23 protein-coding genes and 3 pseudogenes are annotated in these 24,803 nt (G+C 62.0%); 7 read left to right on the top strand and 19 right to left on the bottom strand.

Annotated elements, in window-relative coordinates; all coding sequences use genetic code 11:
- Positions 1–80 precede the first annotated feature (80 nt).
- Together gltX and gltA are read left to right on the top strand one after the other, a co-directional pair.
- On the top strand, positions 81–1,505 hold the full coding sequence (gltX, locus tag AC0V7N_RS23550) for a glutamate--tRNA ligase (RefSeq protein WP_475450726.1): 1,425 nt from the start codon (positions 81–83) through the stop codon (positions 1,503–1,505).
- A gap of 183 nt (positions 1,506–1,688) precedes the next feature.
- Positions 1,689–3,017, top strand: coding sequence for a citrate synthase (gene gltA / locus AC0V7N_RS23545; protein WP_475450725.1), 1,329 nt, complete (start codon positions 1,689–1,691; stop codon positions 3,015–3,017).
- A gap of 32 nt (positions 3,018–3,049) precedes the next feature.
- Here gltA and lpxB read toward each other — a convergent pair whose 3' ends face one another.
- The 13 genes from lpxB to AC0V7N_RS23480 all read right to left on the bottom strand — a co-directional run bounded on the left by lpxB (position 3,050) and on the right by AC0V7N_RS23480 (position 16,159).
- Complete coding sequence (gene lpxB, locus AC0V7N_RS23540) at positions 3,050–4,222, bottom strand: lipid-A-disaccharide synthase (RefSeq protein ID WP_496627290.1); 1,173 nt, start codon at positions 4,220–4,222, stop codon at positions 3,050–3,052.
- Positions 4,215–5,114 carry an LpxI family protein gene (locus tag AC0V7N_RS23535; protein ID WP_475450724.1) on the bottom strand — a complete coding sequence of 300 codons (900 nt, stop codon included), beginning with the start codon at positions 5,112–5,114 and terminating at the stop codon, positions 4,215–4,217. Before AC0V7N_RS23535 ends, lpxB begins: the two co-directional genes overlap by 8 nt.
- Positions 5,101–5,934 (bottom strand): acyl-ACP--UDP-N-acetylglucosamine O-acyltransferase, encoded by an 834-nt coding sequence (gene lpxA, locus AC0V7N_RS23530; RefSeq protein ID WP_475450723.1) that lies wholly within the window; start codon positions 5,932–5,934, stop codon positions 5,101–5,103. The genes AC0V7N_RS23535 and lpxA overlap by 14 nt, the downstream gene beginning before the upstream one ends.
- 13 nt (positions 5,935–5,947) lie before the next feature.
- Positions 5,948–6,415, bottom strand: coding sequence for a 3-hydroxyacyl-ACP dehydratase FabZ (gene fabZ / locus AC0V7N_RS23525; RefSeq protein ID WP_027044543.1), 468 nt, complete (start codon positions 6,413–6,415; stop codon positions 5,948–5,950).
- Positions 6,408–7,463 (bottom strand): UDP-3-O-(3-hydroxymyristoyl)glucosamine N-acyltransferase, encoded by a 1,056-nt coding sequence (lpxD, locus tag AC0V7N_RS23520; protein WP_475450722.1) that lies wholly within the window; start codon positions 7,461–7,463, stop codon positions 6,408–6,410. Before lpxD ends, fabZ begins: the two co-directional genes overlap by 8 nt.
- Before the next feature lie 73 nt (positions 7,464–7,536).
- Positions 7,537–9,903 carry an outer membrane protein assembly factor BamA gene (gene bamA / locus AC0V7N_RS23515; protein WP_496627289.1) on the bottom strand — a complete coding sequence of 789 codons (2,367 nt, stop codon included), beginning with the start codon at positions 9,901–9,903 and terminating at the stop codon, positions 7,537–7,539.
- Between the two features lie 217 nt (positions 9,904–10,120).
- Entirely contained in the window at positions 10,121–11,263 is a 1,143-nt protein-coding gene (gene rseP / locus AC0V7N_RS23510; protein WP_475450721.1) for an RIP metalloprotease RseP, read from the bottom strand.
- A 95-nt stretch (positions 11,264–11,358) separates the two neighbouring features.
- Positions 11,359–12,174, bottom strand: a complete 816-nt coding sequence (locus AC0V7N_RS23505; RefSeq protein WP_475450720.1) for a phosphatidate cytidylyltransferase — start codon at positions 12,172–12,174, stop codon at positions 11,359–11,361.
- Positions 12,171–12,905: an isoprenyl transferase gene (locus AC0V7N_RS23500; protein ID WP_475450719.1), complete on the bottom strand. Its 735-nt coding sequence runs from the start codon at positions 12,903–12,905 to the stop codon at positions 12,171–12,173. The genes AC0V7N_RS23505 and AC0V7N_RS23500 overlap by 4 nt, the downstream gene beginning before the upstream one ends.
- 32 nt (positions 12,906–12,937) lie before the next feature.
- Positions 12,938–13,492, bottom strand: coding sequence for a ribosome recycling factor (gene frr, locus AC0V7N_RS23495; RefSeq protein WP_111546531.1), 555 nt, complete (start codon positions 13,490–13,492; stop codon positions 12,938–12,940).
- A 111-nt stretch (positions 13,493–13,603) separates the two neighbouring features.
- Entirely contained in the window at positions 13,604–14,326 is a 723-nt protein-coding gene (gene pyrH, locus AC0V7N_RS23490) for a UMP kinase (protein WP_027044550.1), read from the bottom strand.
- Between the two features lie 142 nt (positions 14,327–14,468).
- Complete coding sequence (locus AC0V7N_RS23485; RefSeq protein WP_475450718.1) at positions 14,469–15,578, bottom strand: aldo/keto reductase; 1,110 nt, start codon at positions 15,576–15,578, stop codon at positions 14,469–14,471.
- Between the two features lie 53 nt (positions 15,579–15,631).
- Entirely contained in the window at positions 15,632–16,159 is a 528-nt protein-coding gene (locus tag AC0V7N_RS23480) for a nuclear transport factor 2 family protein (protein WP_475450717.1), read from the bottom strand.
- A gap of 115 nt (positions 16,160–16,274) precedes the next feature.
- On the opposite strand from AC0V7N_RS23480, the gene AC0V7N_RS23475 reads away from it, so the two are divergent.
- Positions 16,275–17,210 (top strand): LysR substrate-binding domain-containing protein, encoded by a 936-nt coding sequence (locus AC0V7N_RS23475; RefSeq protein WP_475450716.1) that lies wholly within the window; start codon positions 16,275–16,277, stop codon positions 17,208–17,210.
- A gap of 13 nt (positions 17,211–17,223) precedes the next feature.
- Here AC0V7N_RS23475 and tsf read toward each other — a convergent pair whose 3' ends face one another.
- The 5 genes and pseudogenes from tsf to AC0V7N_RS23450 form a co-directional block, all read right to left on the bottom strand.
- The gene (tsf, locus tag AC0V7N_RS23470; protein ID WP_475450715.1) at positions 17,224–18,144 is read right to left on the bottom strand and encodes a translation elongation factor Ts; all 921 of its coding nucleotides are present in this window, start codon (positions 18,142–18,144) and stop codon (positions 17,224–17,226) included.
- 110 nt (positions 18,145–18,254) lie between these two features.
- A pseudogene (gene rpsB / locus AC0V7N_RS23465) lies at positions 18,255–19,036 on the bottom strand (30S ribosomal protein S2).
- 178 nt (positions 19,037–19,214) lie between these two features.
- Complete coding sequence (locus AC0V7N_RS23460; RefSeq protein ID WP_475450714.1) at positions 19,215–19,826, bottom strand: LysE family translocator; 612 nt, start codon at positions 19,824–19,826, stop codon at positions 19,215–19,217.
- The gene (locus AC0V7N_RS23455; protein ID WP_027044556.1) at positions 19,823–20,101 is read right to left on the bottom strand and encodes a DUF4031 domain-containing protein; all 279 of its coding nucleotides are present in this window, start codon (positions 20,099–20,101) and stop codon (positions 19,823–19,825) included. Before AC0V7N_RS23455 ends, AC0V7N_RS23460 begins: the two co-directional genes overlap by 4 nt.
- A gap of 36 nt (positions 20,102–20,137) precedes the next feature.
- Positions 20,138–20,968 carry a cell envelope integrity EipB family protein gene (locus AC0V7N_RS23450; RefSeq protein WP_475450713.1) on the bottom strand — a complete coding sequence of 277 codons (831 nt, stop codon included), beginning with the start codon at positions 20,966–20,968 and terminating at the stop codon, positions 20,138–20,140.
- Between the two features lie 138 nt (positions 20,969–21,106).
- Between AC0V7N_RS23450 and AC0V7N_RS23445 the strand changes: the two genes are divergently transcribed.
- The 4 genes and pseudogenes from AC0V7N_RS23445 (at position 21,107) to AC0V7N_RS23430 (ending at position 24,124) form a co-directional block, all read left to right on the top strand.
- Positions 21,107–21,571: a RidA family protein gene (locus tag AC0V7N_RS23445; protein WP_475450712.1), complete on the top strand. Its 465-nt coding sequence runs from the start codon at positions 21,107–21,109 to the stop codon at positions 21,569–21,571.
- A gap of 13 nt (positions 21,572–21,584) precedes the next feature.
- A pseudogene (locus tag AC0V7N_RS23440) lies at positions 21,585–22,314 on the top strand (glycerophosphodiester phosphodiesterase).
- 55 nt (positions 22,315–22,369) lie between these two features.
- Positions 22,370–23,583, top strand: a pseudogene (locus AC0V7N_RS23435) (GNAT family N-acetyltransferase).
- 109 nt (positions 23,584–23,692) lie between these two features.
- Complete coding sequence (locus AC0V7N_RS23430; RefSeq protein ID WP_475450709.1) at positions 23,693–24,124, top strand: HIT family protein; 432 nt, start codon at positions 23,693–23,695, stop codon at positions 24,122–24,124.
- A gap of 33 nt (positions 24,125–24,157) precedes the next feature.
- On the opposite strand, the gene AC0V7N_RS23425 is transcribed toward AC0V7N_RS23430, so the two are convergent.
- Positions 24,158–24,778, bottom strand: coding sequence for a chloramphenicol phosphotransferase CPT family protein (locus tag AC0V7N_RS23425; RefSeq protein ID WP_475450708.1), 621 nt, complete (start codon positions 24,776–24,778; stop codon positions 24,158–24,160).
- Positions 24,779–24,803: the final 25 nt, after the last annotated feature.

The following is a 24,803-nucleotide window of genomic DNA, read 5'->3' as shown; positions in this document are numbered from 1 at the left end:
GACGCCCTATGCTACATGAACGCGCAACGCGCGAAAGTCCGTGCAGCCGCACCCCGCTTCAGATGGTTTCCGAGAGTTCCATGTCCGACAAGGTCGTCACCCGTTTTGCCCCCTCGCCCACCGGCTATCTGCACATCGGTGGTGCGCGCACGGCGCTGTTCAACTGGCTGTACGCCAAGCACACCGGCGGCATGATGGTGCTGCGCATCGAGGATACCGACCGCGAACGCTTCAACGAGGCGGCCACCCAGGCCATTCTGGATGGGCTGACCTGGCTTGGGCTTTCCTGGGACGGCGAGGCGATATCGCAGTTCGAGCGTGCGCCGCGCCACCGCGAGGTCGCCGAGGAACTCGTGCGCCTGGGCAAGGCCTATTACAGCTACGAGACACCTGCCGAGTTGGAGGCCATGCGCGAGGCGGCTCGGGCCAAGGGCCTGCCGCCGCGCTACAACGGCCAGTGGCGCGATCGCGATCCATCCGAGGCACCGCCCGGCGTCAAGGGCGCCATCCGCGTCAAAGCGCCGACCGAAGGCGAAACGGTCGTGCACGACCGCGTCCAGGGCGAGGTGCGCTTCCCCAACAAGGATCTCGACGATTTCATCATCCTGCGTTCGGACGGCAACCCGACCTACATGCATGCCGTCGTCGTCGACGATCATGACATGGGTGTCACGCACATCATTCGCGGCGACGACCACCTGACCAATGCCGCCCGCCAGACCGTGATCTACAACGCCATGGGTTGGGATGTGCCGTCGATGTCGCACATCCCGCTGATCCATGGCGCCGACGGCGCCAAGCTGTCGAAGCGGCATGGTGCGCTCGGCGTCGAGGCCTATCGCGCCATGGGTTACCTGCCGGAGGCGCTGCTCAACTATCTGGCGCGTCTCGGCTGGAGCCACGGCGACGACGAGATCATGTCGATCAAGGACATGGTCTCCTGGTTTGACATCGGCGACGTCAACAAGGGCGCGGCCCGCTTCGATTTCGCCAAGCTGGAGGCGATCAACGGCGCGCATATGCGCCGCTTGGCCGATGCCGAACTGTTCGACATCTTCATCGCCACCTTGCCCTATCTCGAAGGTGGGCCGGCGATGGCAGCGCGCCTCGATGACAGGAATAAGGCGCAGTTGCTGGCGGCCCTCCCGGGCCTGAAGGAGCGCGCCAAGACGCTGGTCGAGCTCGTCGATGGCGCCGCCTTCCTGTTTGCCACGCGCCCTCTGCCGATCGACGACAAGGCGGCCCTCCTGCTCAATGATGATGCCCGCAAGATCCTGCGTGGCGCTCACGAAGCTTTGAACGGGCTTTCAGGTGACTGGACGGCTGCCGCGGCAGAAGCCGCGATCCGCGACTATGCGTTGGCTGGTGGCCATAAGCTTGGCGCCGTGGCCCAGCCCTTGCGGGCAGCACTCACCGGCAAAAGCACCTCGCCGGGCGTGTTCGACGTGCTTGCCGTGCTTGGGCGCGAGGAGAGCCTGGCGCGCATAGCGGATCAAATCGATTAGGAGCAAACTGGCCCAAGAAGATTGGCATTGAAAGGCGCGTTTCGCAGTGCAACATTAGGCTCTGGCCCAATCTGGCACGCACCTCCTAAAATGCGGTGGCGAATACGCGCATTGCGGTGATTTCGACGTGTCGCTCTGCAGAATTTGCCTTTGCCGGCATGAGGAAACAAGAAGGAGTTTGCAATGACCGAAGCTGCGAAAAAACTGGATGTGGGCGGCGCGAACCAAGAGGCTACGGCAACGCTTGAATTCGCCGGCAAGACCCATGAATTCAAGGTGCGAAGCGGCTCGGTCGGGCCCGACGTCATCGACATCGCCTCGCTCTACAGCACGACCGGCGCCTTCACCTACGACCCCGGCTTCACCTCGACGGCAAGCTGCGAGTCCGAGATCACCTTCATCGACGGCGATGCCGGTATTCTTCTCCATCGTGGCTATCCGATCGACCAGTTGGCCGAACACGGCGACTTCCTCGAAGTCTGCTATCTCCTGCTCTATGGCGAACTGCCGACCAAGGCGCAGAAGGACGATTTCGATTACCGCGTGACGCGCCACACAATGGTGCACGAGCAGATGTCGCGCTTCTTCACCGGCTTCCGCCGCGACGCGCACCCGATGGCGGTGATGTGCGGCGTGGTCGGCGCGCTGTCGGCCTTCTATCACGACTCCACCGACATTTCCGACCCGTACCAGCGCATGGTCGCTTCCATGCGGCTGATCGCCAAGATGCCGACGATCGCGGCGATGGCCTACAAATACCACATCGGCCAGCCCTTCATTTACCCGAAGAACGATCTCGGTTTCGCGGCAAACTTCCTGCATATGTGCTTCGCCGTGCCGTGCGAGGAGTACAAGATCAACCCGGTGTTGGCGCGCGCCATGGAGCGGATCTTCATCCTGCACGCCGATCACGAGCAGAATGCCTCGACCTCGACCGTTCGTCTCGCCGGCTCGTCGGGCGCCAACCCGTTCGCCTGCATCGCCGCCGGCATCGCTTGCCTGTGGGGCCCGGCCCATGGCGGCGCCAATGAAGCGGCGCTCAACATGCTGGGCGAGATCGGCCATGTCGATCACATCCCGGAATTCATCGCCCGCGCCAAGGACAAGAACGACCCGTTCCGGCTGATGGGCTTTGGCCACCGCGTCTATAAGAACTACGATCCGCGTGCGAAAATCATGCAGAAGACGGCGCACGAGGTTCTGGGCGAGCTCGGCATCAAGGACGATCCGCTGCTCGACATCGCCATGGAGCTGGAAAAGATCGCGCTGACCGATCCCTATTTCATCGAGAAGAAGCTCTATCCGAATGTCGACTTCTACTCCGGCATCACGCTGAAGGCGCTCGGCTTCCCCACCACCATGTTCACCGTGCTGTTCGCGGTCGCCCGCACCGTCGGCTGGATCGCGCAGTGGAAGGAGATGATCGAGGACCCGCGCCAGAAGATCGGCCGCCCGCGTCAGCTCTACACTGGTGCGCCGGAGCGCGACTACGTGCCGATCGCCAAGCGCTGATCAAAGCTGTTTTGACCGAAAAAAGGCGCCTGTCAGGGCGCCTTTTTTATATGACGAAGCACGACGCCGGCCGCGATCTCGCCCGACGGCTTGTCCGTCGCCATGCGCCTGGCGATCTCGGCAAATCCGTCTTTCTGCCAGGCGCGCATGCCCGTGTCGGCGAACAGGGCTTCCAGCTGGCGCGCCAGATTGTTCGGCTTGACGTACTCGTTGTAGAACTCCGGGATCAAAGCGCGATCCGAGATCAAATTGGGCAGCAGCGCCGACCAGACGGAAACGAAATAGGGCGCAACGGCACGCGCGATGGGATCGAGCCTGTAGCACGAGACCATGGGCACACCGGCCAACGCCAGTTCCAGCGACACGGTCCCCGACGCGATCAGCGCGGCATCGGCCTTGCCGAAAGCCTGCCATTTGCGTTGGGGATCAACGATGATCTCGGGTTTTTCATCCCAACGGTTGACCGAGGATTTGACGAGGTCGGCGACATGCGGAACCGTCGGCAGCAACAGCCGCAGACGATGCCCGCGCGCGCGCAGCATTGACACGGTCTCGCCGAACGTATCGACCAGCCGCCGCACCTCGCTGCGCCGCGAGCCGGGCAGGACAAGCAATGTCTTGATGCGGTCCTGGGCAAGATCGCGCGGCAAAGCCTGCGCCTTCCCGGCAGCAAGCACACCCGCATCATGCGTCAGGCGATGCCCGACATAGGTGCCGGGCGGGCCGCCCAGCCGCTCGAGCTCCTTCACCTCGAACGGCAGGATGCAGAGGATATGGTCGACATAGGGCTTCATCGCCACCGCCCTGCCCGGCCGCCAGGCCCAGACGCTCGGGCAGACATAGTGGATGATCGGTATCGACGGACTGGCTGCACGCACCTTCCTGGCGACGCGCAAGGAGAAGTCCGGGCTGTCGATGGTGACCAGGCAATCCGGCTTTTCCTCAGCGATGGTTTTGGCCAGCTGGCCGATCCGCCTGAAAAGGCGCGGCAGATCACGCAGGACGGCACTGAAACCCATCAGCGCGATCTCGCCGGCATCAAAGGGCGACACCAGGCCCAATTCCCCGAGGTGCCGGCCGCCGAGGCCGACGAGCCGCACCTCGCGGCCGGTTGCCTGGCGGAGCGAACGCACGATGTCGGCGCCAAGCAGATCGCCTGATTCTTCACCGGCAACGATCGCGATCTTCAGCGCCTTGTCAGCCATGCGCAGGCTCCGCTGCGGCCAGGCCGACGATGAACAGACCAAGCTCATTGGCGCGCGCCAGGGTTGCGGGACCTTCGAGGATCAGTGAGCGTCCCGCTTCGACGGCAATGCCGGCGAGCCCGGCCGCATGCGCCGATTCCACCGTCTGCGGTCCTATGGACGGAAGATCCGCACGCAGTTCCTGGCCTGGCTTGGCGCATTTGACCAGCACGCCGCGGGTCTTGCCTGCGATACGGCCGTGGCCTCGCAACAGTTTTGTTCGGTCGAGCAATCCTGCCGTCCCCTCGATGCCTTCCAGCGCGATGACGCGGCCGCCCACCGCTATAGCCGCCTGGCCGATGTCCAGCGCCCCGATGGCCTTCGCCGCAGCGAGTCCGGCTTCGATGTCGCGCCGATCCGAATCCCTAGGCGCTGCTTTCGTCAACACGCCTTCGGCAGCAGCAAGGGTCGGAACGATTTCGTGGGCCCCTACGACCTTTATTCCACGCGCCTCCAAGCCTCGCGCTACGACCTTCAGCAGGCCGTCGTCGCCGCGTGCGAGTGCCATGACGACAACCGGTATGACCGCGAGTAGGCTGAAACTGGGGCGAAGACGTGTCAGCCTTGGCCGGCGCTTGATTTCGCCGGCGAGCACCAGATGGGTAATCCGGTGGCGTTTAAGCAGGGGAACAAGCGAGCCGATTGCCTCCAGGGCAAGGGTCTCATGCTCATACCGGCTCAATTCCGGCAGACGGTCGGCTTCGCCTTCCATGAGGACGATGAAGGGGGCATAACCCTGCCCGGCCGAGCCGGCCGCGACTTCGACCGGAAGACTGCCACCGCCGGCGATGATGCCGACCCTGGCACCTGGCGGGAGATCAAGACCAGCCGTCGCAGCCTCAGTCTGCGTCATCGACATCGTCGCCATCACTGCCCTTGAGCGATGGCACCGCATAGTGCCGCTTGCCGCGACTGCTGATGAAATCGATGATCTTCATGGCTGTCGGCGACGAGCCGAACTCGGCCTTGGCGAGTTCGATGTTCTCGCCAACGGTGCGGGAACGGTCAAAAATCGTCCGGTAGGCTTTGCGCAAGAGATAGATTTCGGAACGCGGCAGACCGGCGCGTTTGAGGCCGATGATGTTCAAGCCGCGCAAGGAGGCGCGGTTGCCGACGGCGATGGCGTAGGGAATGACATCACCAACAAAAGCCGAGCACCCGCCGAGGAAGGCGTTGTCGCCGACACGCACGAATTGATGAACGGCGCTGAGGCCGCCAATATAGACGTTGTCGCCGATCTCGCAGTGTCCGCCCAATGTCGCGCCATTGGCGAAGGTGGCGTTGTTGCCGACGACGCAATCATGGGCGATGTGGGCGTAGGCAAGGAAATTGCCGTTGTCGCCGATCGTCGTCTCGCCACGGCTCGTATCGGTGCCGACATGCATGGTCACACCTTCGCGGATGGTGCAGTTGGCGCCGATGACCAGCGTGGTGCGACCGCCCTTGTGCTTGGTGTTCTGCGGCGGAGCACCCAATGTCGCCATCGGATAGACCTTGGTCGAGGCGCCGATAGTGGTCGCACCCATGACGGAGACATGGCTGACCAGTTCGACACCATCGCCGATCACGGCATCGGCGCTGATATGGCAGAACGGCCCTATGCGCACACCTTGACCGATTTGAGCGCCTTCTTCCACGACGGAGGAAGGATGGATTGAAGTCTTGATTTTCATAAGCACTCGATCGTCAGTCGCTGGTGACCATCATGGCTGAAATCTCGGCCTCTGCTGCCTTGGTGCCATCGACCAGGGCTTCGCAGGCGAATTTGAGCAGGTTGCCGCGCTTCTTGATTTTCTTGACATGGATCTTCAACTGGTCGCCGGGAACGACCGGTTTGCGGAATTTGGCGTTGTCGATGGTCAGGAAATAGACCAGCGACGGTTTCGACGCCCCAAGGCTGCGGATGCAGATGGCGCCTGCCGTCTGCGCCATGGCCTCGACGATCAGCACGCCCGGCATCACCGGCTGCTCCGGGAAGTGCCCCTGAAAATGCGGCTCATTGATGGTGACGTTCTTGATGCCGACGGCAGAATCGTCACCATCGATGTCGACGATGCGGTCGATCATCAGGAAGGGATAGCGGTGCGGCAGAAGCTTCATCAGCCCCATTATGTCGACCGCTTCCAGCGTCGTCGCCGCCACCATATCAGCCATTGTCCTTGCCCTGCTTGCGTGCCCTGGCCATCGTGCGCAACATGGCTATCTCTCGCATGGCTTCCGCCATCGGCTGTGCCGGATAACCGCCCCATATCTCGCCGGCAGGGACATTGCTCATAAATCCACTTCTGGCGGCAAGCTTGGCTCCTGAGCCGATGGTCAAGTGATCCGCAAGCCCGACACCGCCGCCCATCGTGACATTGTCACCCACGACCACGGAACCCGAAATACCCGAAAGTCCGGCAACTATGCAATTGCGACCGATGCGGACGTTATGGGCGATCTGCACGAGATTGTCGATCTTGGTGCCCTGACCGATGATCGTATCCGACATGGCGCCGCGGTCGACGGTGGAATTGGAGCCGATCTCGACATCGTCCTGGATGACAACCCGTCCGATCTGGGGAACGCGTTCCGGCCCCTTGGCGCCGCCCACAAAGCCGAAGCCGTCCTGGCCGATCCTGGCGCCACCATGGATGATGACCCGATTGCCGATCAGCGCATACTGGATACTGGTGCCCGGGCCGACATAGCCGTCACGACCGATCTGGCAAAACTGTCCAATGACCGCGTTTGGCGCGATGACGGTGCCGCTGCCGATCGAGACACCTGGCCCGATGACCACGCCGGCCTCGATGATGGCGCCGGCTTCGACATGCGCGGTCGGATCGACATGGGCATGCGGCGAAACACCGGTTTCACCGGTCATTGGCCCCGGCGTGGCGGCTGTAGGGAACAGCAGTCGACCGACCAGCGCGAATGCCTGTTGCGGACGCGGATGGATCAAAACGGCAATTTCGGCCGGTGCCTTGTTGGCGAATTCCGCCGGGCACAGAACCGCGGCCGCCCGCAGCGACGGCATCAGCGCCGAATTGCGCCTGCCGTCGACAAATACAAGCGCATTGGCACCGCCTTCGTTGGCCGGTGCCAATGCCGAGATCGACACGTCGGAGTGGCCGGAATCGACAAGCACCGAGCCGGTCAGATTCGCGACTTCGGCCGCCGTATACCGGCGTGATGGCGCGAAGAACACCGGATCGGTCATTCCAGAAGCTATATCCAGCTAGGTCGAACATTTCTCCCGGATCCAAAAATCCGGGAGCATCGTTGGCCGCCGATCAGAAGCGGGTCGAAATGCCGAAGTTGAATTCCTGCACCTTGTCGCTCGCTTCCTTTTTGAACGGGATCGCGTAGTCGATACGGATCGGGCCGAACGGCGAGGCCCACATCAGGCCGAGACCGACCGAGGCGCGCAGCTTCATGTCGGTCGAGGTCTGGGTAACAGACGTGATCTTACTGCCATAAAGCGTGGCAGCGTCGGCGAACACAGCACCGCGCAACCCAAAGCTCTCCGGAACGACTGGCAACGGGAACTGGGCTTCCGCCGAAGCATTGAAGTAGGTCGTACCACCGAGATGGTCACCCGTCGCCGCGTCCGCAGGGCCAATGCCGCCATAGGCAAAGCCACGGATCATACGATCGGTGCTCTGGAATTGATCGAAGATACGCAGACCGTTACTGCCGTAACCCTCCACGTGACCCGCGCCGCCCGAAATGAGGCCGACAAGGTCGAGTTGCTCGGACAGCGTCTGATAGACACTGCCGCGCCCAGTAACCTTGACGAACTTGGCATCACCACCGAGGCCTGCAACCTCTACCGTCGTGTTGGCGTAGATGCCCTCATGCGGGTTCTTCATGTCATCGATCGTGTTGTAGACCAGCCCCAGGCTGACCGACGACTTGATCCAAGGACTTTGAGCAATGCCATCCAAGATGGCCGGCGAAATCGTGCAGGTACCATCAGGATCAGCCGTAGTAGTCGTACCGCAACTGCTATCAACCGAATATTTCTCTTGCGCGATATTATACGCCAGCTGCGTCGAGATGCTGTTGGTTATCGGCAGTCCGAAGCGGACCGTCGCACCAACGGTGTCGCTGTCGTAGTTGTTGTCGTATTGCCTCGTCGACTTGTAGACGTCGAAGCCGGCGGCGATGCGCCGGCCGAGGAAGTAAGGCTCCGTAAACGAGATGCTGTAATCGCGCGAATTCTTGCCACCGCCGGCCGACAGCTTGATGTACTGGCCACGACCGAGGAAGTTGCGCTCGGTGACCGATCCTTCGACAGATGGACCCGCCGAATCGCCGCCGGTCGAATAGCCGGCGCCAACCGAGAATTCACCGGTCGACTTCTCGACCACGTCGACCACCAGCACGACTTGGTCAGGCTGCGAGCCGGGCACCGTCGAGATGTCGACTTTCTCAAAATAACCCAAGTCTTCCAGGCGCTTCTTGGCGCGCTGGATGAGCACCTGGTTGAAAGCATCGCCTTCGCTGACATCGAATTCGCGGCGGATGACATAGTCGCGCGTGCGATCATTGCCGCGGATCTCGATGCGCTCGACATAGGCCTTGGTGCCCTGGTCAACCGTATAGACCACCGAAATCGTATGATTCTCGAAGTTGCGGTCGCCGCGCGGCGTCACCTGCGCGAAGGCGTAACCGGAACCGGCCACCTTCTCGGTCAGGGCAATGATGGAGTCCTCGACATTCTTGGCGTTGTAGACGTCGCCCTTGCGGGTCTCGACCACCGATTCAAGCGATTTCGAATCGACTTCCGGGATCGTGCTTTCGACACTGATATCGCCGAAATTGTAACGCTCGCCCTCCTGGACGGTTATGGTGACCGTGTACTTGTTCGTCGCATTGTCGAGTTCGCCGACGGCCGACACGACCTGGAAATCGGCGTAGCCGTGATTATAGTAGAACCGGCGCAGCAGCTCCTGGTCGGCGCGCAGCTTGTCCTCATCATAGACGTCATCACGCAGGATGAACGACACCCAGGACGAGCGCTTGGTGTTGATCACGTCCGAAAGGCGGCGGCTCGAATAGGCGCTGTTGCCGACGAAATTGATCGCCGCGATCTGCGTGCGGTCGCCTTCGGTAATCTTGAAAACCACATTCACGCGGTTGTCACCGAGGTCCATGACCTGCGCGGTCACGCCGGCATCGTCGCGGCCGATACGCCTGTAGGCAGACTTGATTGCTTCGACGTCGGAATCGAGGGTCGCTTGCGAGAACGTGCCGCGGGGCTTCAGCTGAAGCCCCATCTGCAGCGCATTGTCCTTGATCTTCTTGTTGCCCTGGAACAGCACCTGGTTGACGACCTTGTATTCGGCAACCTTGACCACCAGCGTCGAGCCGACCTGGTTGATCTGGACATCCGAGAACAGGCCGGTGCCGAACAGCGCCTTGACCGCGGCGTCGACATCAGAACTGGAGAAAGCCTTGCCCGGCTTAATGGTGATGTAGTTGCGGATGGTATCGGCGTCGACACGCTGGTTGCCGCTCACCTCCACCCTGCTGACGACAGCGGCTTCAGCCGCCGATGTGGCAACGAATTGCACTGCGAGCGCACCTGGTACGACCAGAGCCGCGGACAGTGCCGCCGCGGACGCGGCGTTCAGAAACTTGGATGCTGCCTTCATCGGGCTTAATAACCTTTTCTCGTAGTCCCCACGGCGAGAAAACCGGACGTGCGGTAATTTCCCCTACCGTATTAACCGGATTTTCCCTACACGCAAGGCTTCTGGTTAATTTGTATTTACTTAACCCTGGTGCGTGGCTTTCGCGTCACTCATATCCCCGTGCATGGTAAACGGCGTCTCAACATCGACCATGCCCAGGCCAAATTTCTTCATGATTTCAGCATCCAAACAGATCGTTCCAGAACACGAAACCCATGAAGCACAAGACCAGAAGCAGACCGGCCCGATAGGCCATTTCCATCATCCGTTCCGACACCGGCCGGCGGATGACGGCCTCCACCCCGTAGAACAAGAGATGACCGCCGTCGAGGGGGGGAATCGGCAAAAGGTTTAGAAAACCGATGCCGACAGACAGCAGCGCGACGAGTTGCACCAGCCATTCGAAACCCAGTTTGGCCGCCTTGCCGGCCATGTCGGCGATCTTGACGGGGCCGCCCAACTGACACTTGTCCTCGCGCCCTACGGCGAAACGCTGCAAGAACTGGCCAGTGCGCGAGATGACGTGGCCTGTTTCCTCAACCGCCGCAGCAACGGCCCCGACCGGCGTGTAGGTGACGAGACGAGGCTGGCCGAGTTCCTTGTTGTTGACGACGCCGATCACGGCGACCTTGATCTTGTTGCCGAGCGCGTCTTGCTGCTCCATCAGCTGCGGGGTCGCGGTCACCGTGACTTCCTTGCCATCGCGCAGCATGACAAAGGTGATCGTATCGCCGGCGCGGCCCGAGACCAGCCGCTGTACATCGCCAAAGGTTTCCACCTTGGCGCCGTCGACGCTGACGAATCGGTCGCCGGGCAGGATGCCCGCCTTCGCCGCCGGACTGTCTGCCGTAACTTCCGCCACCATGGGCTCAGCGACATAACGACCATAGGTGGAAAACAGGACGGCAAAGACGACGATCGCTAGCAGGAAATTGAAAAGAGGCCCGGCCGCCACCGTCGCCGCGCGCTTCCAGATCGCCTGGGTGTGGAAGGCAACCTTACGCTCCTCGTCGGTCAGCGTTTCCAGCTCATCCGACGTCGGCTGGCTGGAGGTGGCGTTCATATCGCCGACAAATTTGACATAGCCGCCAAGCGGTATGGCGCAGAGCTTCCAACGCGTGCCATGGCTGTCGTTGAAGCCGATGAGTTCGGGACCGAAACCGATCGAGAAGGCCTTGACCCCGATGCCGCACCAGCGGCCGACGAGGTAGTGCCCCATTTCGTGGACGAACACCACCACGGTCAGCACGAAGAGGAACGGCACGAGTGTGCCGAGAAGCAGGCCGTCCGTGCTGAAAATCGCGTGAAGAATCCCGTTCAACTCAAGCCCTCAAATTCTTCCGCAGTCGCGCCGTGACTGTGACAGCAATCCAGGCGAATCCAAGGCGCCCACATCAGATCGTGGAACGACATCATTCAAATCGGAAACAGCCCCTGTGCCGGATGATCGACGCCCGCCGAAATCCAGCCAATGACGTATAGGGCGAGAGCCGCCGCGACAAGCCCGTCGACACGGTCCATGACGCCGCCATGGCCAGGAATGAGCACGCCCGAATCCTTGCGTCCATGCCGTCGTTTGACCCAGGATTCGAACAGGTCGCCGGCCTGGGCGACGATTGAAAGCACAAGCGCCACAAGGCCAAGCAAGGCCAGATTGCCGGCACCGGCGGCGGCCGCCAGCATAACCCCGGCGACAACGCCACCGACAGCGCCGCCGACGGCGCCACTGCGCGTCTTGCCCGGCGAAATCGATGGCGCCAGTTTTGGGCCGCCGACGGCGCGCCCGACGAAATAGGCAAAAATGTCGGTCGCCCAGACGACCGCGAACAGGAACAGGATGGCGATGAGGCCCGGATGGTCGCCATCGCGCAGCAGGGCAAGCGACAGGCCGGACACGCTGGCATAGGCAAGACCGCTCGCCTCCCACTGCCCGGTCTTGCGAACCCGGGCTGCTACCGCCGTTGCGGCAATCAGAATCACGACAAGCAACAGCAGCCAGAAGGCGGCAAGCCCGGCAATCAAGGCGCCGATGAAAACGACGACCAATGCCTCGGGCAGGAAGCCCAGCCCATTGGCAGCAGCCGGCCGCGACATGCGTGTCCACTCATAGAAGATCATCGCCGACATGGCTGCGCACAGGAGTCGGAAAGGCAGGCCGCCAAGCCAGGTCAGGCCAAGGGCGATGACAGCAAGCACGACCGCTGAAATGACGCGGAGCTGAAGGTTGCTCATCCCGCGGCCGGTCGGGAAGCGACGTCTTGCGAGCCCAATGCGCCAAAGCGGCGCTCGCGGCCGGCAAATTCGCGCAACGCCTCGGCGAGGTGCTCGCGGCTGAAGTCGGGCCAATAGCAAGGCAGGAAGACGAGCTCGCTGTAGGCGGCCTGCCACAAGAGGAAGTTGGACAGGCGAAGCTCGCCACTGGTGCGTATGACCAGCTCCGGATCGGGAATGCCTTGCGTGTCGAGACCGCCGGCAAAGCTTTCGGCAGTGATCGCTTCGGCGTCGATTTCGCCACGCGCCACGGCCGAGGCAAGTTTGCGCGCCGTGCGGACGATCTCGTCGCGCCCGCCATAGTTGAAGGCGATGACCAGCGTCAGCGCTTCGTTGCGGGCGGTAAGCGCTTCGGCCTCGTCGAGCAGCCCTCTTATGTCGGCCTGCAGCCCTGCCCTGTCGCCGATGATCCTGACCCGCACGCCGCTCTGGTGCAGTTCGGCAAGGTCACGGCGGATGAACAGCTTCAACAGCCCCATCAGATCGCTGACTTCGGACTTCGGCCGCGACCAGTTTTCCGACGAGAAAGCGTAGACGGTCAGGAAGGAGATACCGAGACCCGGTGCCGCGCGCACCGTCTTGCGCAGGGCCTCTACGCCGGCGCGATGACCGGCAAGCCTCGGCATGCCGCGCGCCTTGGCCCAGCGTCCATTTCCATCCATGATGATCGCGACATGCGCGGGCGTTGTCATGATCTCGCTTTCGGGTCAGCCGACAGCCAACCCTAAACCTGCATGATTTCAGCTTCCTTGTCGGAAAGCAGATGATCGATGGTGCTGATCGTTTCGTCGGTAAGCTTCTGGACCTGGTCGGAACGCTTGCGTTGATCGTCCTCGCTGATGTCGCCGTCCTTCTCCGCCTTCTTCAGGAAGTCCATGCCGTCGCGGCGCACATGGCGCGCGGCGACACGAGCGTTCTCGGCGTAGCCATGCGAAATCTTGACCAGTTCCTTGCGGCGCTGCTCGTTGAGCTCTGGCAGGGGAATCCGGAGATTGGTGCCGTCGACGATCGGGTTGAAACCCAGATTGGATTCGCGGATGGCGCGGTCGACGGCGCCGACCATCGACTTGTCCCAGACCGACACCGAGATCATGCGCGGTTCCGGCACCGAGACGTTGGCCACCTGGTTGATCGGCATGGAGGTGCCATAGGCCTGCACCTGGATCGCATCGAGCAGATTGCTGGAGGCGCGACCGGTCCGCAGCGAAGCCAGATCATGCTTGAACGCGGCGATTGCCCCATCCATGCGCCGCTTGAGATCGTCGTACTCACCACTCATCTTAGTCTCCTCGACCCGTCTGACGCGGGTTCACTGCTTTGGGGCAAAGCCCCATCTTCGAGCCTGACTTTCGAAAGCCGGTTTCCCGTCTTTTCGGGATCAAGCCCCGGATCATTCGTCCGCAACGACCGTGCAGCGGCCGCCGCCCCTCAGAATATCGCCGAAACCACCTTTTTCGTGGATCGAATAAACGATTATCGGAATGTTGTTTTCACGCGCAAGTGCAATCGCAGCCGTATCCATGATGGAAAGGCCGCGTTTTATGACTTCACCATGGCTGATGCGCTCGAAACGGGTCGCGTTCGGGTCTTTCTTCGGGTCGGCCGAGTAGACACCGTCGACCTGCGTGCCCTTGAACAGCGCATCCGCGCCGATTTCAGCCGCGCGAAGCGCTGCGGCCGAATCAGTGGTGAAGAATGGATTGCCGGTGCCGCCGGCAAAGATCACCACCCTGCCCTGGTTCATGTAAGCGTCTGCCTGGCGTTGCGAAAAACTCTCGCAGAGTTCTGGCATGGCGATCGCCGACAGCACCACGGCATCGACGCCGATCTTGTGCAGCGAGGTGCGCAGCGCCAGCGAGTTGATGACCGTGGCAAGCATGCCCATGTGGTCGCCGGTGACGCGATCCCCGCCCTTGGACGCGACTGCTACGCCGCGGAAGATATTGCCGCCGCCGATGACGACGCCGACCTCGATGCCCAGCGCACGGGCCTCGGCGATGTCGGCGGCGATGCGATCCACGACCGAGACGTCAATGCCAAAATGCTGTTCGCCCATCAACGCTTCGCCCGACGCTTTCAACAAGACACGTCGGTAGAGGGGCTTCACCGTCATCTGGTCCTCGTCATTTTGCATGTGGTATCCGGGCAGGCATTCACGCAGGCGCCATCCCAAAACACTGGGTTCCGATACACGAAGGGCGCCGCGATGTCACGCGGCGCCCGACCGGCAAATTTGTGGCAATCCTGTCGATCAATCAGTTGGTGGACACGCTGGCCGCTACGCCCTCGACAAGCACCTGCGACGCGTAGCCGGAGGGCTTGTCGCCGGTTGCAGCACCGCCGGTGACGCGCGCCTGTATCTGCGACCCGAAATAGGAATAAGGGAACGGCGCCGGAGTCTTGCTGACCGACTCCAGCCGGTCGCGAAGCCCTGCCGGAATCTCGAAGTCCAGCGCGCCAAGATTGTCCTTGATCTGGCTGAGCGTCGTCGCACCGAGGATGACGGTGGCAATCCCCGGCTGCGTCGCCACCCAGTTGAGCGCGACCTGCGGCATGCTGCGGCCGAGCTCGGATGCGACTTTCTCGAGTTCGGCCACGATGGCCCAGTTGCGCTCCGTGAACTTCTGGAAGCCCGGATGCGTCGAGTTGCGGAATCCGTCGAGCCGGCCGGCATGTCCGGCCTGAGCCGGTCGATACTTGCCGCTGAGCAACCCGCTGGCCAGCGGGCTCCACACCATGATGCCGGCGCCGTGGCGGGTGCCGAATGGCACGAACTCGTTCTCGATCGCGCGTTCGGCCAGGGAGTATTCGAGCTGCAAGGCCGAAACCGGCTCATATCCGCGCAGCTCGGCGATCGCCTGTGCCCGCCCCGCATACCAGGCCGGCACATCGGACAGGCCGACATGGCGCACCTTGCCCATCCGCACGAGGTCATCCAGCGTGCGCATCACCTCTTCGGCCGGCGTAAGCTGGTCCCACACATGCATGAGATAGAGATCGATATAGTCGGTACCCAACCGCTTCAGCGAAGCATCAACCGCCCGCATGATGTTCTTGCGGCCGTTGCCGCCGGCATTCGGATTGCCAGGCTGCATGTTCATGGCGAACTTGCTGGCGATCACCGCGGTGTCGCGTAAGCCCCGCTCGGCGATGAATTCGCCAAGCCAGGCTTCGGCGGTGCCGCCGGTGTAGAGGTCCGCCGTGTCGAAGAAATTGCCGCCTGCCTCGACATATGCGTCGAACATCGCGCGGGCTGTATCTCTGTCGGCTCCCCAGCCCCATTGCTTGCCGAAAGTCATCGTGCCCAGCGCCAGCCGGCTGACCCTGAGGCCGCTGTTGCCGAGTGTGTAATAGGTCATGGTCATGATCGTCTTCCAATGCTTAATGGTGAATGCAGCCGCGTCACTGGCCCAGAACATCACTGGCCAGGAGTTGCCTTGACCCAAAGGTTGCCGCGCTCATGCGTCATGCGGAACGCGAAGCCATCGACCTTCCAGCCGCCGGCGGAGCGCGTCAGGTGATGCTCATAGGTGCCCCAGACTTCCCAGAGCGGGTCGCCATTGCCTTCCATCCGGTTCCAGGCATAGCCGTTCGACCGGACAGTCGCTGTGTCGGCGGCGAGAACGACCTGATGATTGGTGCGCAGATGCAGGCTTGTCTTGCTGCCCTTGAGATTGCCGGCCCAGGCGCCGATCAGATCATCGGAGGCGATGTTGGCCGCAGGCTGCCCGGACAGGCTGCTGAAATCGGCGGTAACCCGATCCGCGAAATAACTGCGCGCCAGCTTCCAATCCTGGGCGTCGACGGCGCGGTCGATGGCATCGGCAATACGGATGACCGCGCGTTCGTCCGCGAGCGCTTGCCAGCCGGATGGCTCCGCCCCACCGGCATCGATCGGCGCCAGCGCCATGCCTGCCGCGAATGTCACATGTTTCAACGCATTCATGTCTCTTCTCCTTTGTGCATCAGCCAATCGCCGCTGTGTTGGCGACAATGTGGACCGCTGCCTTGGCATCGATAAGATTGCATTGTTCGCAAAGACTATGCGATATCATGCATGAATGGACCGGGATCTGCTTACCCATCTGCCTGTCGTCATTGCCGTTGCCCGGCGCGGCGGCTTTGCGCTTGCCGCCGCAGAACTTGGTATGAGTCCGTCCGCCGTCAGCCATGCGGTGCGCCTTGTCGAAGAGCGCATCGGTCAGCCGCTGTTTGCGCGCACCACGCGCAGCGTTTCATTGACGGAAGCCGGTAAGGCGCTGGTAGAGACGGCGGCTCCTGCCCTTCAGGATATTGCCGAGCGGATGGATCGCATCCGCGCCATCAAGGGCCGGCCTTCGGGCCTGCTCAAGCTCAACGTTCCCAACATCGCCATTCCTCTGGCCGTGACGCCCATGGTCGCGGCGATGGCGGAACGCTATCCGGATGTGACAATTGAATTGCTGACGGACCAGGGGCTGATCGACATTGTCGGCGAGGGTTTCGATGCCGGCATCCGGCTGGGCGAGATGATTGCGCAAGACATGGTCACTGTCCGGCTGACGCCGCCGTTCAAGGCCGTCATCGTCGCCTCTCCCGCCTATATCGGACGGCATGGCCGTCCGCGCGGCGTGGCCGATCTCGCCAACCACAATTGCATCGGCTACCGGCTGGTTCGCTCCGGTGCGCTCTATCGCTGGGATCTGACCGAAGACGGCAAGGATGTCGTTGTGGAGACGAAGGGCACGGTCATCGTCACGGATTCACTCGCCGCGATTGACCTGGCGCTTGCAGGCGTCGGCCTTGCCTATATGTTCGAACCGCTGGCGCGGGCGGATCTTGCCGCCGGCCGCCTCGTCCAGGTCCTGCCGCAATCAGCGATCGAGGAACCTGGCCTGTTCCTCTACTTTCCGCGCCGGGCGGCGATGGCGCCGAAACTGCGGGCCTTTATCGACACCGCACAAGAAATCGGCCGGGCATCCCTGCGGACGCCCGGCCGAAAAACGCTGTCGGAATAAAGCGGTAGGAAGCTTACTTCTTGACCGCCGCCGCGACTTCCGCCGCGAAATCGGTCGCTTCCTTCTCGATGCCTTCGCCGAGCGCGAAGCGCAAATAGGCGGTGATCTTGGCCGGCGCGCCGATTTCCTTCTCGGCATCCTTCAGCGCCTTCTCGACGGTGATGTCGGGATTGAGCACGAAGGCCTGCTTCAAGAGCACGACTTCCTCGTAGAACTTGCGCAGGCGGCCTTCGACCATCTTTTCGATGATCGCTTCCGGCTTGCCTGACTGGCGTGCCTGATCGGAGAAGATCGCCTTCTCGCGCTCGACCGCTGCCGGATCGATCTGCTCCGCCGTCAGCGCCAGCGGGTTGGTGGCGGCGACATGCATGGCGACCTGGCGGGCAAAGGCGTTGGCGGCATGTTCATTGCCAGTGGTCTCGATCGCGACCAGCACGCCGAGCTTGCCGAGATTGTCGGCGACCGAATTATGGACATAGGTCGCCACGGCACCATGCGGCACCGTGAGCTTCGCCGAGCGGCGGAAGCTGATGTTCTCGCCGATGGTGCCGACAGCGTCCTTGATCACCTCGGTGACAGACTTGTCCGAACCGGGATACTTGGCGGCAGCCACCGCCTCGGTCGTGCCATAGGCGAGCGCCACCTTGGCGATGTTGCGGACGAGTTCCTGAAACTGCTCGTTGCGGGCGACAAAATCAGTCTCGGAGTTGACCTCGACAATGGCAGCCTCGCGCACGCCGGCATCGACGCCGATCAGGCCTTCAGCCGCGGTGCGGCCAGCCTTCTTGTCGGCCTTCGAAATACCCTTCTTGCGCAGCCAGTCGACGGCCTCTTCCATGTTGCCGTTGGTCTCGGTCAACGCCGCCTTGCAGTCCATCATGCCCGCGCCGGTCAAGTCGCGGAGTTCTTTGACCTGTGCAGCCGAAATGCTCATTGTCGCCTCTTTGTCTAGAATGCACCGACGCACCATCGGTGTTCGATGGTGCGTCTGTTTAGCGTGCCAAAATATGAGAAAGATGAAGGCCGTAAACCGGCCTTCGATTATCAAGCCTCGGGGGCTTCCGATGCCGGAGCCGGATCGAGCGCCGGTTCGACCGGAGCTTCAACCGAAGCGCCGATATCGACGCCGAGAGCGCCCTGCTGACGGGCGATGCCGTCGATCGCAGCCTTGGCAACCAGGTCGCAATAGAGCTGGATGGCGCGGGCCGCGTCGTCATTGCCGGGGATCGGGAAATCGATCTTGTCCGGGTCGCAGTTCGAATCGATGATGGCGACGACCGGAATGCCGAGACGCTTGGCCTCGAGGATGGCAATCGCTTCCTTGTTGGTGTCGATCACGAACATCAGGTCGGGCGTCGAGCCCATGTCCTTGATGCCGCCGAGCGCCTTGTCGAGCTTCTCGCGCTCGCGATCGAGGTTCAGGCGCTCCTTCTTGGTGAGGCCCTGGGCCTCGCCAGCCAGCATCTCGTCGAGCTTGCGCAGGCGCTGGATCGAATTCGAGATCGTCTTCCAGTTGGTCAGCATGCCGCCGAGCCAACGCGAATTGACATAGTACTGAGCCGAACGCTGTGCCGCATCGGCGACGATGTCCGACGCCTGGCGCTTGGTGCCGACGAACAGCACGCGGCCGCCCTTGGCAACGGTGTCGGAAACCTGCTTCAGCGCCTGGTGCAGCAAGGGCACCGTCTGCGAGAGGTCGATGATGTGGATGTTGTTGCGGGCGCCATAGATGTAGGCGCCATCTTCGGGTTCCAGCGGTGGGTCTGGTGGCCGAAGTGAATGCCAGCTTCCAAAAGCTGGCGCATGCTGAAATCAGGCAGAGCCATTCTTTATTTTCCTTTCCGGTTAGCCTCCACGGACACAGGCATTTTCGGACGAAGTCCTCGAACGCCACCGGAGGTTTCAGCCGGATTTCTCCCGGGCAGACACCAAAGTCCGTGTGTGGAATGAGCGGGCATATAGAGGGGAAGTGCGACAAACGCAAGCGTGGCGGCGCTTTACCGCTCAGCGTGCGGCAATCAGCGCTCCGGTGCCGATCATGGCACTACCGGCAAACCTGTTCATCAGCCGCATGCGCTTCGGCGTCCTGAACCAGCCCGAGGCTCGGCCCGCAAGGGCTGCATAGACACCCATTGTGACGATATTGACGCTGATGACGGTGGCCACCACCAGCAGGCCATCGACAAACGTCAGCGTGTCGAGATTGAGGATCAGCGGCATGATCGAGGCATGGAACAGAATTGCCTTCGGGTTCCCCAGCGCAATGGACGCGCCAAGGAAGAAGGACCGGGACAATCGCACCTCAGCCGTCCGCGGCTCATTCGATTGCGTGACTGATGCCCGCCACATCCTGATGCCGAGAAAGATCAGATAGCCGGCGCCGGCATATTTCAGCAGCAGAAAGATCCATTCGAAGGTCTGGGCGAGTGCCACCAGCCCGAGCAGCGCCAGGGTGACCAGCACGGCATCGCCGGCGGCGACCCCGACGCCGGCCATGAAGGCGCGAAGGAAACCGCGCGACACGCCATTGGTGATGACCGCGAACATCGCGGGCCCCGGCGTGGCGGCGGCGAGTGTGACGGCGGCGCAATAGGCGAGAAATGCCGTTGGTGTCATCGCTTGGCCTTTCCGTTGGGCACCCGCACGCGCCGGAAGATCGCGACGATCTCCTCGCGGCTGCATTCGATGGCGCCGAGCCGCACCGCGCGGTCGCGCTCGAAGCCGGTTATGTCATAATGCGGAGCCGATGTCTTGGGCGGTCCCTGGTAGGATGAACGCTTGACGCCAAGTGCTGCGGCGAAACGATGCAACTCGTCGGTGTCGTCGGCCATCAGGTGGCACCAGCGATGGCCGGCCCACTTCCAGATCGCCGCATCGACATAGACTGCCATCAAGCCCGCCGCGGCCAGCTCAATTGGCCAACCCTGCTATTTCGATACCGGGCAAGGCTTTGTCTGGTCGAACAGCGACAGGTTGACCAGCTTGCCGGTCATCGAGAAGTCGCCATAGTCCATGGTGAGATCGCGGGTGATGCCGTTCTCATGCAGCTTGAAGCTGATCCGGTACTCCGGCACTTCTTCACCATTCTGGGCGCTGTCGTCGAAATAGGCGATGTCGACCGGCCAGTATTTGTCGGTCGCGAGCTTCGCCAGCGCCGGAGCCTCGGGATCGGCCTTGTCGGCCTCGGTCTTCTTGCCGACGACGACGGTGGTCGTCATCACCTTGTTGGCGTCTTCCGAGCCGTCGAACAGGTTCGTCTGGTAGAAATTCTCGCCCTTCTCGGCCTTGCCGATCAACTCGACCAGATGCTGGGTTGGAAACTGGGTAGCGGCGAGTTCCAGACTGTTCTTCTCGGGCTTGTCGATATCGACCTTGAGCCCTTTCGTGTCTTTCGTGGCGATGCCCTTGACCTCCTTGTCGAGGTTCTGGTCGACAAAGGATTTGGTCACGAAGGAAAAGGTCTTGCCTTCGGCGTCCTCGAAAGTCGTCGTCTGCTGGTCGGTCAGTCGCGTATTGTCGTTGGTGACGATCTGGGTCACGAAACGGAATTTCACCGTATAACCTTCGCAGGCCGAGCCGTTGAATTCGTAGACCATGCGACCGGATATGCCTGTTATGCCGGAGCGGTCGGAGGCCTTGTTGAGGGTGAGGTCATACACGGCGCGATGCGCCTGCAGCGCCGGCACGGCGAAAGCAGGGACTATCGGCAAGACCGCCGACAACAGGACGGCGTGGAATGCAAGGCGCGCAGCGCGCATGAGGTACTCCGATCGTCGCGGCTGATGGCAGGCCGCAGGGAAAGATGGTCCAGCTTAAAAAAAGTCGTGGCGGAAGCGAGGCAAAAATAGCAATTTCGGCCCCGCCAGCGCGGCGCCTTCCAGCAATAGGGAAAAGCAATGAGTGAAACAATCGAAAAGCGGCTAAGTGATCTCGGCGTGACGCTTCCCGCCGCCGCCGCACCCGCCGCCAACTACGTGCCCTATTGCAGAACAGGCAATTTGCTGTTCACCGCCGGGCAATTGCCGCTCAAGGACGGCAAGCTGCAGGCGAGCGGCCTGCTCGGCCGCGATGTCGATACCGCTACCGGCAAGGACGCGGCAAAATACTGCGCGATCAACATTCTGGCGCAGGCCAAGGCAGCACTCGGCGATCTCGAGAAGATCCGCCGTCTGGTCAAGATCACCGTCTTCGTTGCCTCGGCTACGGACTTTATCGAACAGCATCTGGTTGCCAACGGCGCCTCCGATTTCCTGGTCGCTGCCCTTGGCGAGCGCGGCAAGCATGCCCGCTCCGCCGTCGGCACCGCCTCCCTGCCGCTTAATGCCGCAGTGGAAATCGAAGCGATCTTCGAAGTCGAATGAGCGAAGGCCTGACATGACCGACCTCTCCTGGCTGACTGCCCGGCCCGTCGCCCATCGCGGCTTTCACGACATGAACAAGACGCGCTGGGAAAATACGCTGTCCGCCTTCACCGCGGCGGCCGAACGCGGCTACGCCATCGAATGCGACGTGCATCTGTCGTCGGACGGCGTTCCCGTCATCATCCATGATGACGACCTGAAAAGACTGACCGGACAGGACGGCTTCGTCTGGCAGCGCAGCGCGGCCGAACTGACCGCGCTCAAGGTTGGCGGCACATCCGACCACTTGCCGACGCTGCAGGAGGCGCTCGACCTCGTCGATGGCCGCGTGCCCATGGTCGTCGAACTGAAAGGCATTCCCGGCCGTGACGAAGGCCTGGTGGCGCGCGTCGGCAAGATGCTCAGGCGTTACAAGGGCAAGGCGGCGATCATGTCGTTCGATCACTGGCTGATCCGCGACTTCCCGAAACATGCGCCCGGCATTCCCGCTGGCTTGACCGCCTACGGCAAGGACCTCAAGCTGATCGAAGCGCATTTTTCCATGCTGGCGCACGAACTCTCCTTCACCTCCTACGCCGCCGGCGACTTGCCGAACCCGTTCGTCAGCTTCGTGCGTGAAAAGCTCGAAAATGCCTGTCATCACCTGGACGGTGCTTGATCAGCCCGCGATCGACCTGACCTTCAAATATGCCGATCAGATGACATTCGAAGGGTTCGAACCCGATTTGGTCAAAGTCGCATGAGCGGGGTGTCTCAAACGTGACTTGTAGCGGCCCGGATGGAGCTTAAATAAGCCTGATGGATCAGGGCGATGATGGCGACGGACAAACGGCAAATGCGGACTACTCGATCCGCATCGCAGCTGGCATCGGCGCGTTCACCTGCGACGAGTGGAACGGCTTTGCCGGCACCACGCGCGGCGATGCGGAAAATGGCTATAACCCGCTCGTTTCATTCGCTTTTTTGAGCGCACTGGAAGATTCCGGCTGCGCCGTGCGGCGCACCGGCTGGCAGGGACATCACCTGCGGCTGGAGACCGCGCAAGGCAGGCTTCTGGGTGCTGTCCCCTGCTATCTCAAATCGCACAGCCAGGGCGAATATGTGTTCGACCACGGCTGGTCTGACGCCTTCGAGCGGGCCGGCGGCCGCTATTACCCGAAACTGCAAAGTGCCGTGCCGTTCACGCCGGTCACCGGCCCTCGCCTCCTGGTCACCAAAGGCGAGGATCCGGATGCGGTGAAGGCCGGGCTTGCCGCCGGCCTAAAGATGGTGACAGACAAGCTCGGCGTATCCTCGGCGCATGTCACCTTCGCGCAGGAAAGCGACGTCGCAACGCTCGAGGCCGCCGGCTTCCTGCATCGCACCGACCAGCAATTCCACTTCTTCAACGAAGGCTTTTCGACCTATGACGACTTCCTCGCCACGCTTGCCTCGCGCAAGCGCAAGGCGATGAAGAAGGAGCGGCGCGAAGCGCTCGGCAACGGCATCACCATCGACTGGCTGACCGGCAAGGACCTGACCGAAAAGGCCTGGGATGATTTCTACGCCTTTTACATGGACACCGGCAGCCGCAAATGGGGCCGTCCCTATCTGAACCGCGAATTCTTCTCGCTGATCGGCGAACGCATGGCGGACGACATTCTGCTGGTGATGGCCAAACGCAACGGGCGCTACGTGGCCGGCGCCATCAATTTCATCGGCTCCGACGCGCTCTATGGCCGCAACTGGGGCTGCATCGAGGATCACCCCTTCCTGCATTTCGAGGTCTGCTACCACCAGGCCATCGACTTCGCCATCGAACGCAAGCTGAAGGTGGTCGAGGCCGGCGCGCAGGGAGAGCACAAGCTGGCGCGCGGCTACAGGCCGGTGACCATGCATTCCGCCCACTACATTTCGCACCCCGGCCTGCGCAATGCGGTGGCAGACTACCTCAAGCGCGAGCGGCGCGAGGTGGAGCGGATGGGCGAAATCTGGAAGGACATACCCCGTTTCGCAAGGATCTCGAGGAATAGCAGGCTTTTTCGGCATCGTCGATCTCGCCTGATCGCACCGCCACATCGTCTTGCCGCTCCGGGACAGCTTCGCTACACGGGACGCCAGGCACAATCCGGAGCGTTCGCCATGACCGAAACCGCCTATGACACCGACAACATCTTCGCCAAGATCCTGCGTGGAGAAATTCCTTCGCATCGCGTCTACGAAGACGACGCTGTCGTGGCCTTCATGGATGTGATGCCGCAGGGACCGGGCCACACGCTGGTGGTGCCAAAGGCCCCGTCGCGCAATCTGCTCGACGCCGATCCATCGACCTTCGGCCCGCTTTTCACGGTCGTCCAGAAAGTGGCGCTCGCAGTCAAGAAGGCGCTCAGTGCCGACGGCGTCACCATCCTGCAGTTCAACGAGCCAGCCTCCGGGCAGACCGTCTATCACCTGCATGTCCATGTTATCCCTCGCTTCGAGGGAATTCCGTTGAAGCCGCATAGCGGTGGTATGGAAAAACCCGAAGTGCTGGCCGGGAACGCCCAGAAAATACGGGCAGCGCTCGGAAGCTGACCCGCACCTCGTTTCGCGGATAGGAAGAAGGTTTTAGGCGGCGGTTTGAGCCAGCCGTTCGATCGCGCTTGGCTGCGCGCCATCTCGCAGCCGCCGGCGGATCGCATCCGCGCACTGTTCTGGGCTGAGGGCCGAGGTGTCGACCTCGAGATCGTATAGACCCGGCCGGTGCACCGCTTCCTGCCACAGGCGCACTGGCAAAGGCACAGGATCGTCTGAAGAGCCGGTGACATAACCCCTGCCCGCTTCGCTGGCAGCTCGCCTTTCCATAATGATTTCAATCGGACAGCGCACGCCGACAAACAGCACGGGCAGGCCGGCGAGACGGCGCGCGCAGTCGGCGAGACAATCGAGGGGCTTCGAATAGGCGTCGTGATGGCCGACATCTGTCACGACGTTCAGGCCCAGTCGGCTATGCACCGCGATCGATTCGTAGAGGGCGGCGTACAGGCGCGGCACAAAAATTTCGAGGTCAGGGCGCTCGCCGCCAGGGCGCAATCCTATTCCCGGGCGAAGTTGCGGCGGTGTGATCTGCTCATAGCTGTCGACGCCCAGAGCCATCCACGGGCCATCAAAACTTTCCTGGATGGCTCGGGCGATGCTCGACTTTCCCGACCGCGGCGCGCCATTGAGGATGATGATCTGGCCTGCCATAGCCACCCTATTGCCCAAAATGAAA

This window comes from Mesorhizobium kamtschaticum (assembly GCF_056174585.1).
The sequence above is the reverse complement of the archived record's forward strand: the minus strand, read 5'-3'. Positions and strand labels throughout refer to the sequence as shown.

Excerpts from the sequence above, each read along its gene's own strand:
- gltX (WP_475450726.1), top strand. The coding sequence starts at position 81 with ATGTCCGACAAGGTCGTCACCCGTTTTGCCCCCTCGCCCACCGGCTAT.
- gltA (WP_475450725.1), top strand. The coding sequence starts at position 1,689 with ATGACCGAAGCTGCGAAAAAACTGGATGTGGGCGGCGCGAACCAAGAG.
- lpxB (WP_496627290.1), bottom strand. The coding sequence starts at position 4,222 with ATGGCTGACAAGGCGCTGAAGATCGCGATCGTTGCCGGTGAAGAATCA.
- AC0V7N_RS23535 (WP_475450724.1), bottom strand. The coding sequence starts at position 5,114 with ATGACGCAGACTGAGGCTGCGACGGCTGGTCTTGATCTCCCGCCAGGT.
- lpxA (WP_475450723.1), bottom strand. The coding sequence starts at position 5,934 with ATGAAAATCAAGACTTCAATCCATCCTTCCTCCGTCGTGGAAGAAGGC.
- fabZ (WP_027044543.1), bottom strand. The coding sequence starts at position 6,415 with ATGGCTGATATGGTGGCGGCGACGACGCTGGAAGCGGTCGACATAATG.
- lpxD (WP_475450722.1), bottom strand. The coding sequence starts at position 7,463 with ATGACCGATCCGGTGTTCTTCGCGCCATCACGCCGGTATACGGCGGCC.
- bamA (WP_496627289.1), bottom strand. The coding sequence starts at position 9,903 with ATGAAGGCAGCATCCAAGTTTCTGAACGCCGCGTCCGCGGCGGCACTG.
- AC0V7N_RS23505 (WP_475450720.1), bottom strand. The coding sequence starts at position 12,174 with ATGAGCAACCTTCAGCTCCGCGTCATTTCAGCGGTCGTGCTTGCTGTC.
- AC0V7N_RS23500 (WP_475450719.1), bottom strand. The coding sequence starts at position 12,905 with ATGACAACGCCCGCGCATGTCGCGATCATCATGGATGGAAATGGACGC.
- frr (WP_111546531.1), bottom strand. The coding sequence starts at position 13,492 with ATGAGTGGTGAGTACGACGATCTCAAGCGGCGCATGGATGGGGCAATC.
- pyrH (WP_027044550.1), bottom strand. The coding sequence starts at position 14,326 with ATGACGGTGAAGCCCCTCTACCGACGTGTCTTGTTGAAAGCGTCGGGC.
- AC0V7N_RS23485 (WP_475450718.1), bottom strand. The coding sequence starts at position 15,578 with ATGACCATGACCTATTACACACTCGGCAACAGCGGCCTCAGGGTCAGC.
- AC0V7N_RS23480 (WP_475450717.1), bottom strand. The coding sequence starts at position 16,159 with ATGAATGCGTTGAAACATGTGACATTCGCGGCAGGCATGGCGCTGGCG.
- AC0V7N_RS23475 (WP_475450716.1), top strand. The coding sequence starts at position 16,275 with ATGGACCGGGATCTGCTTACCCATCTGCCTGTCGTCATTGCCGTTGCC.
- tsf (WP_475450715.1), bottom strand. The coding sequence starts at position 18,144 with ATGAGCATTTCGGCTGCACAGGTCAAAGAACTCCGCGACTTGACCGGC.
- AC0V7N_RS23460 (WP_475450714.1), bottom strand. The coding sequence starts at position 19,826 with ATGACACCAACGGCATTTCTCGCCTATTGCGCCGCCGTCACACTCGCC.
- AC0V7N_RS23455 (WP_027044556.1), bottom strand. The coding sequence starts at position 20,101 with ATGGCAGTCTATGTCGATGCGGCGATCTGGAAGTGGGCCGGCCATCGC.
- AC0V7N_RS23450 (WP_475450713.1), bottom strand. The coding sequence starts at position 20,968 with ATGCGCGCTGCGCGCCTTGCATTCCACGCCGTCCTGTTGTCGGCGGTC.
- AC0V7N_RS23445 (WP_475450712.1), top strand. The coding sequence starts at position 21,107 with ATGAGTGAAACAATCGAAAAGCGGCTAAGTGATCTCGGCGTGACGCTT.
- AC0V7N_RS23430 (WP_475450709.1), top strand. The coding sequence starts at position 23,693 with ATGACCGAAACCGCCTATGACACCGACAACATCTTCGCCAAGATCCTG.
- AC0V7N_RS23425 (WP_475450708.1), bottom strand. The coding sequence starts at position 24,778 with ATGGCAGGCCAGATCATCATCCTCAATGGCGCGCCGCGGTCGGGAAAG.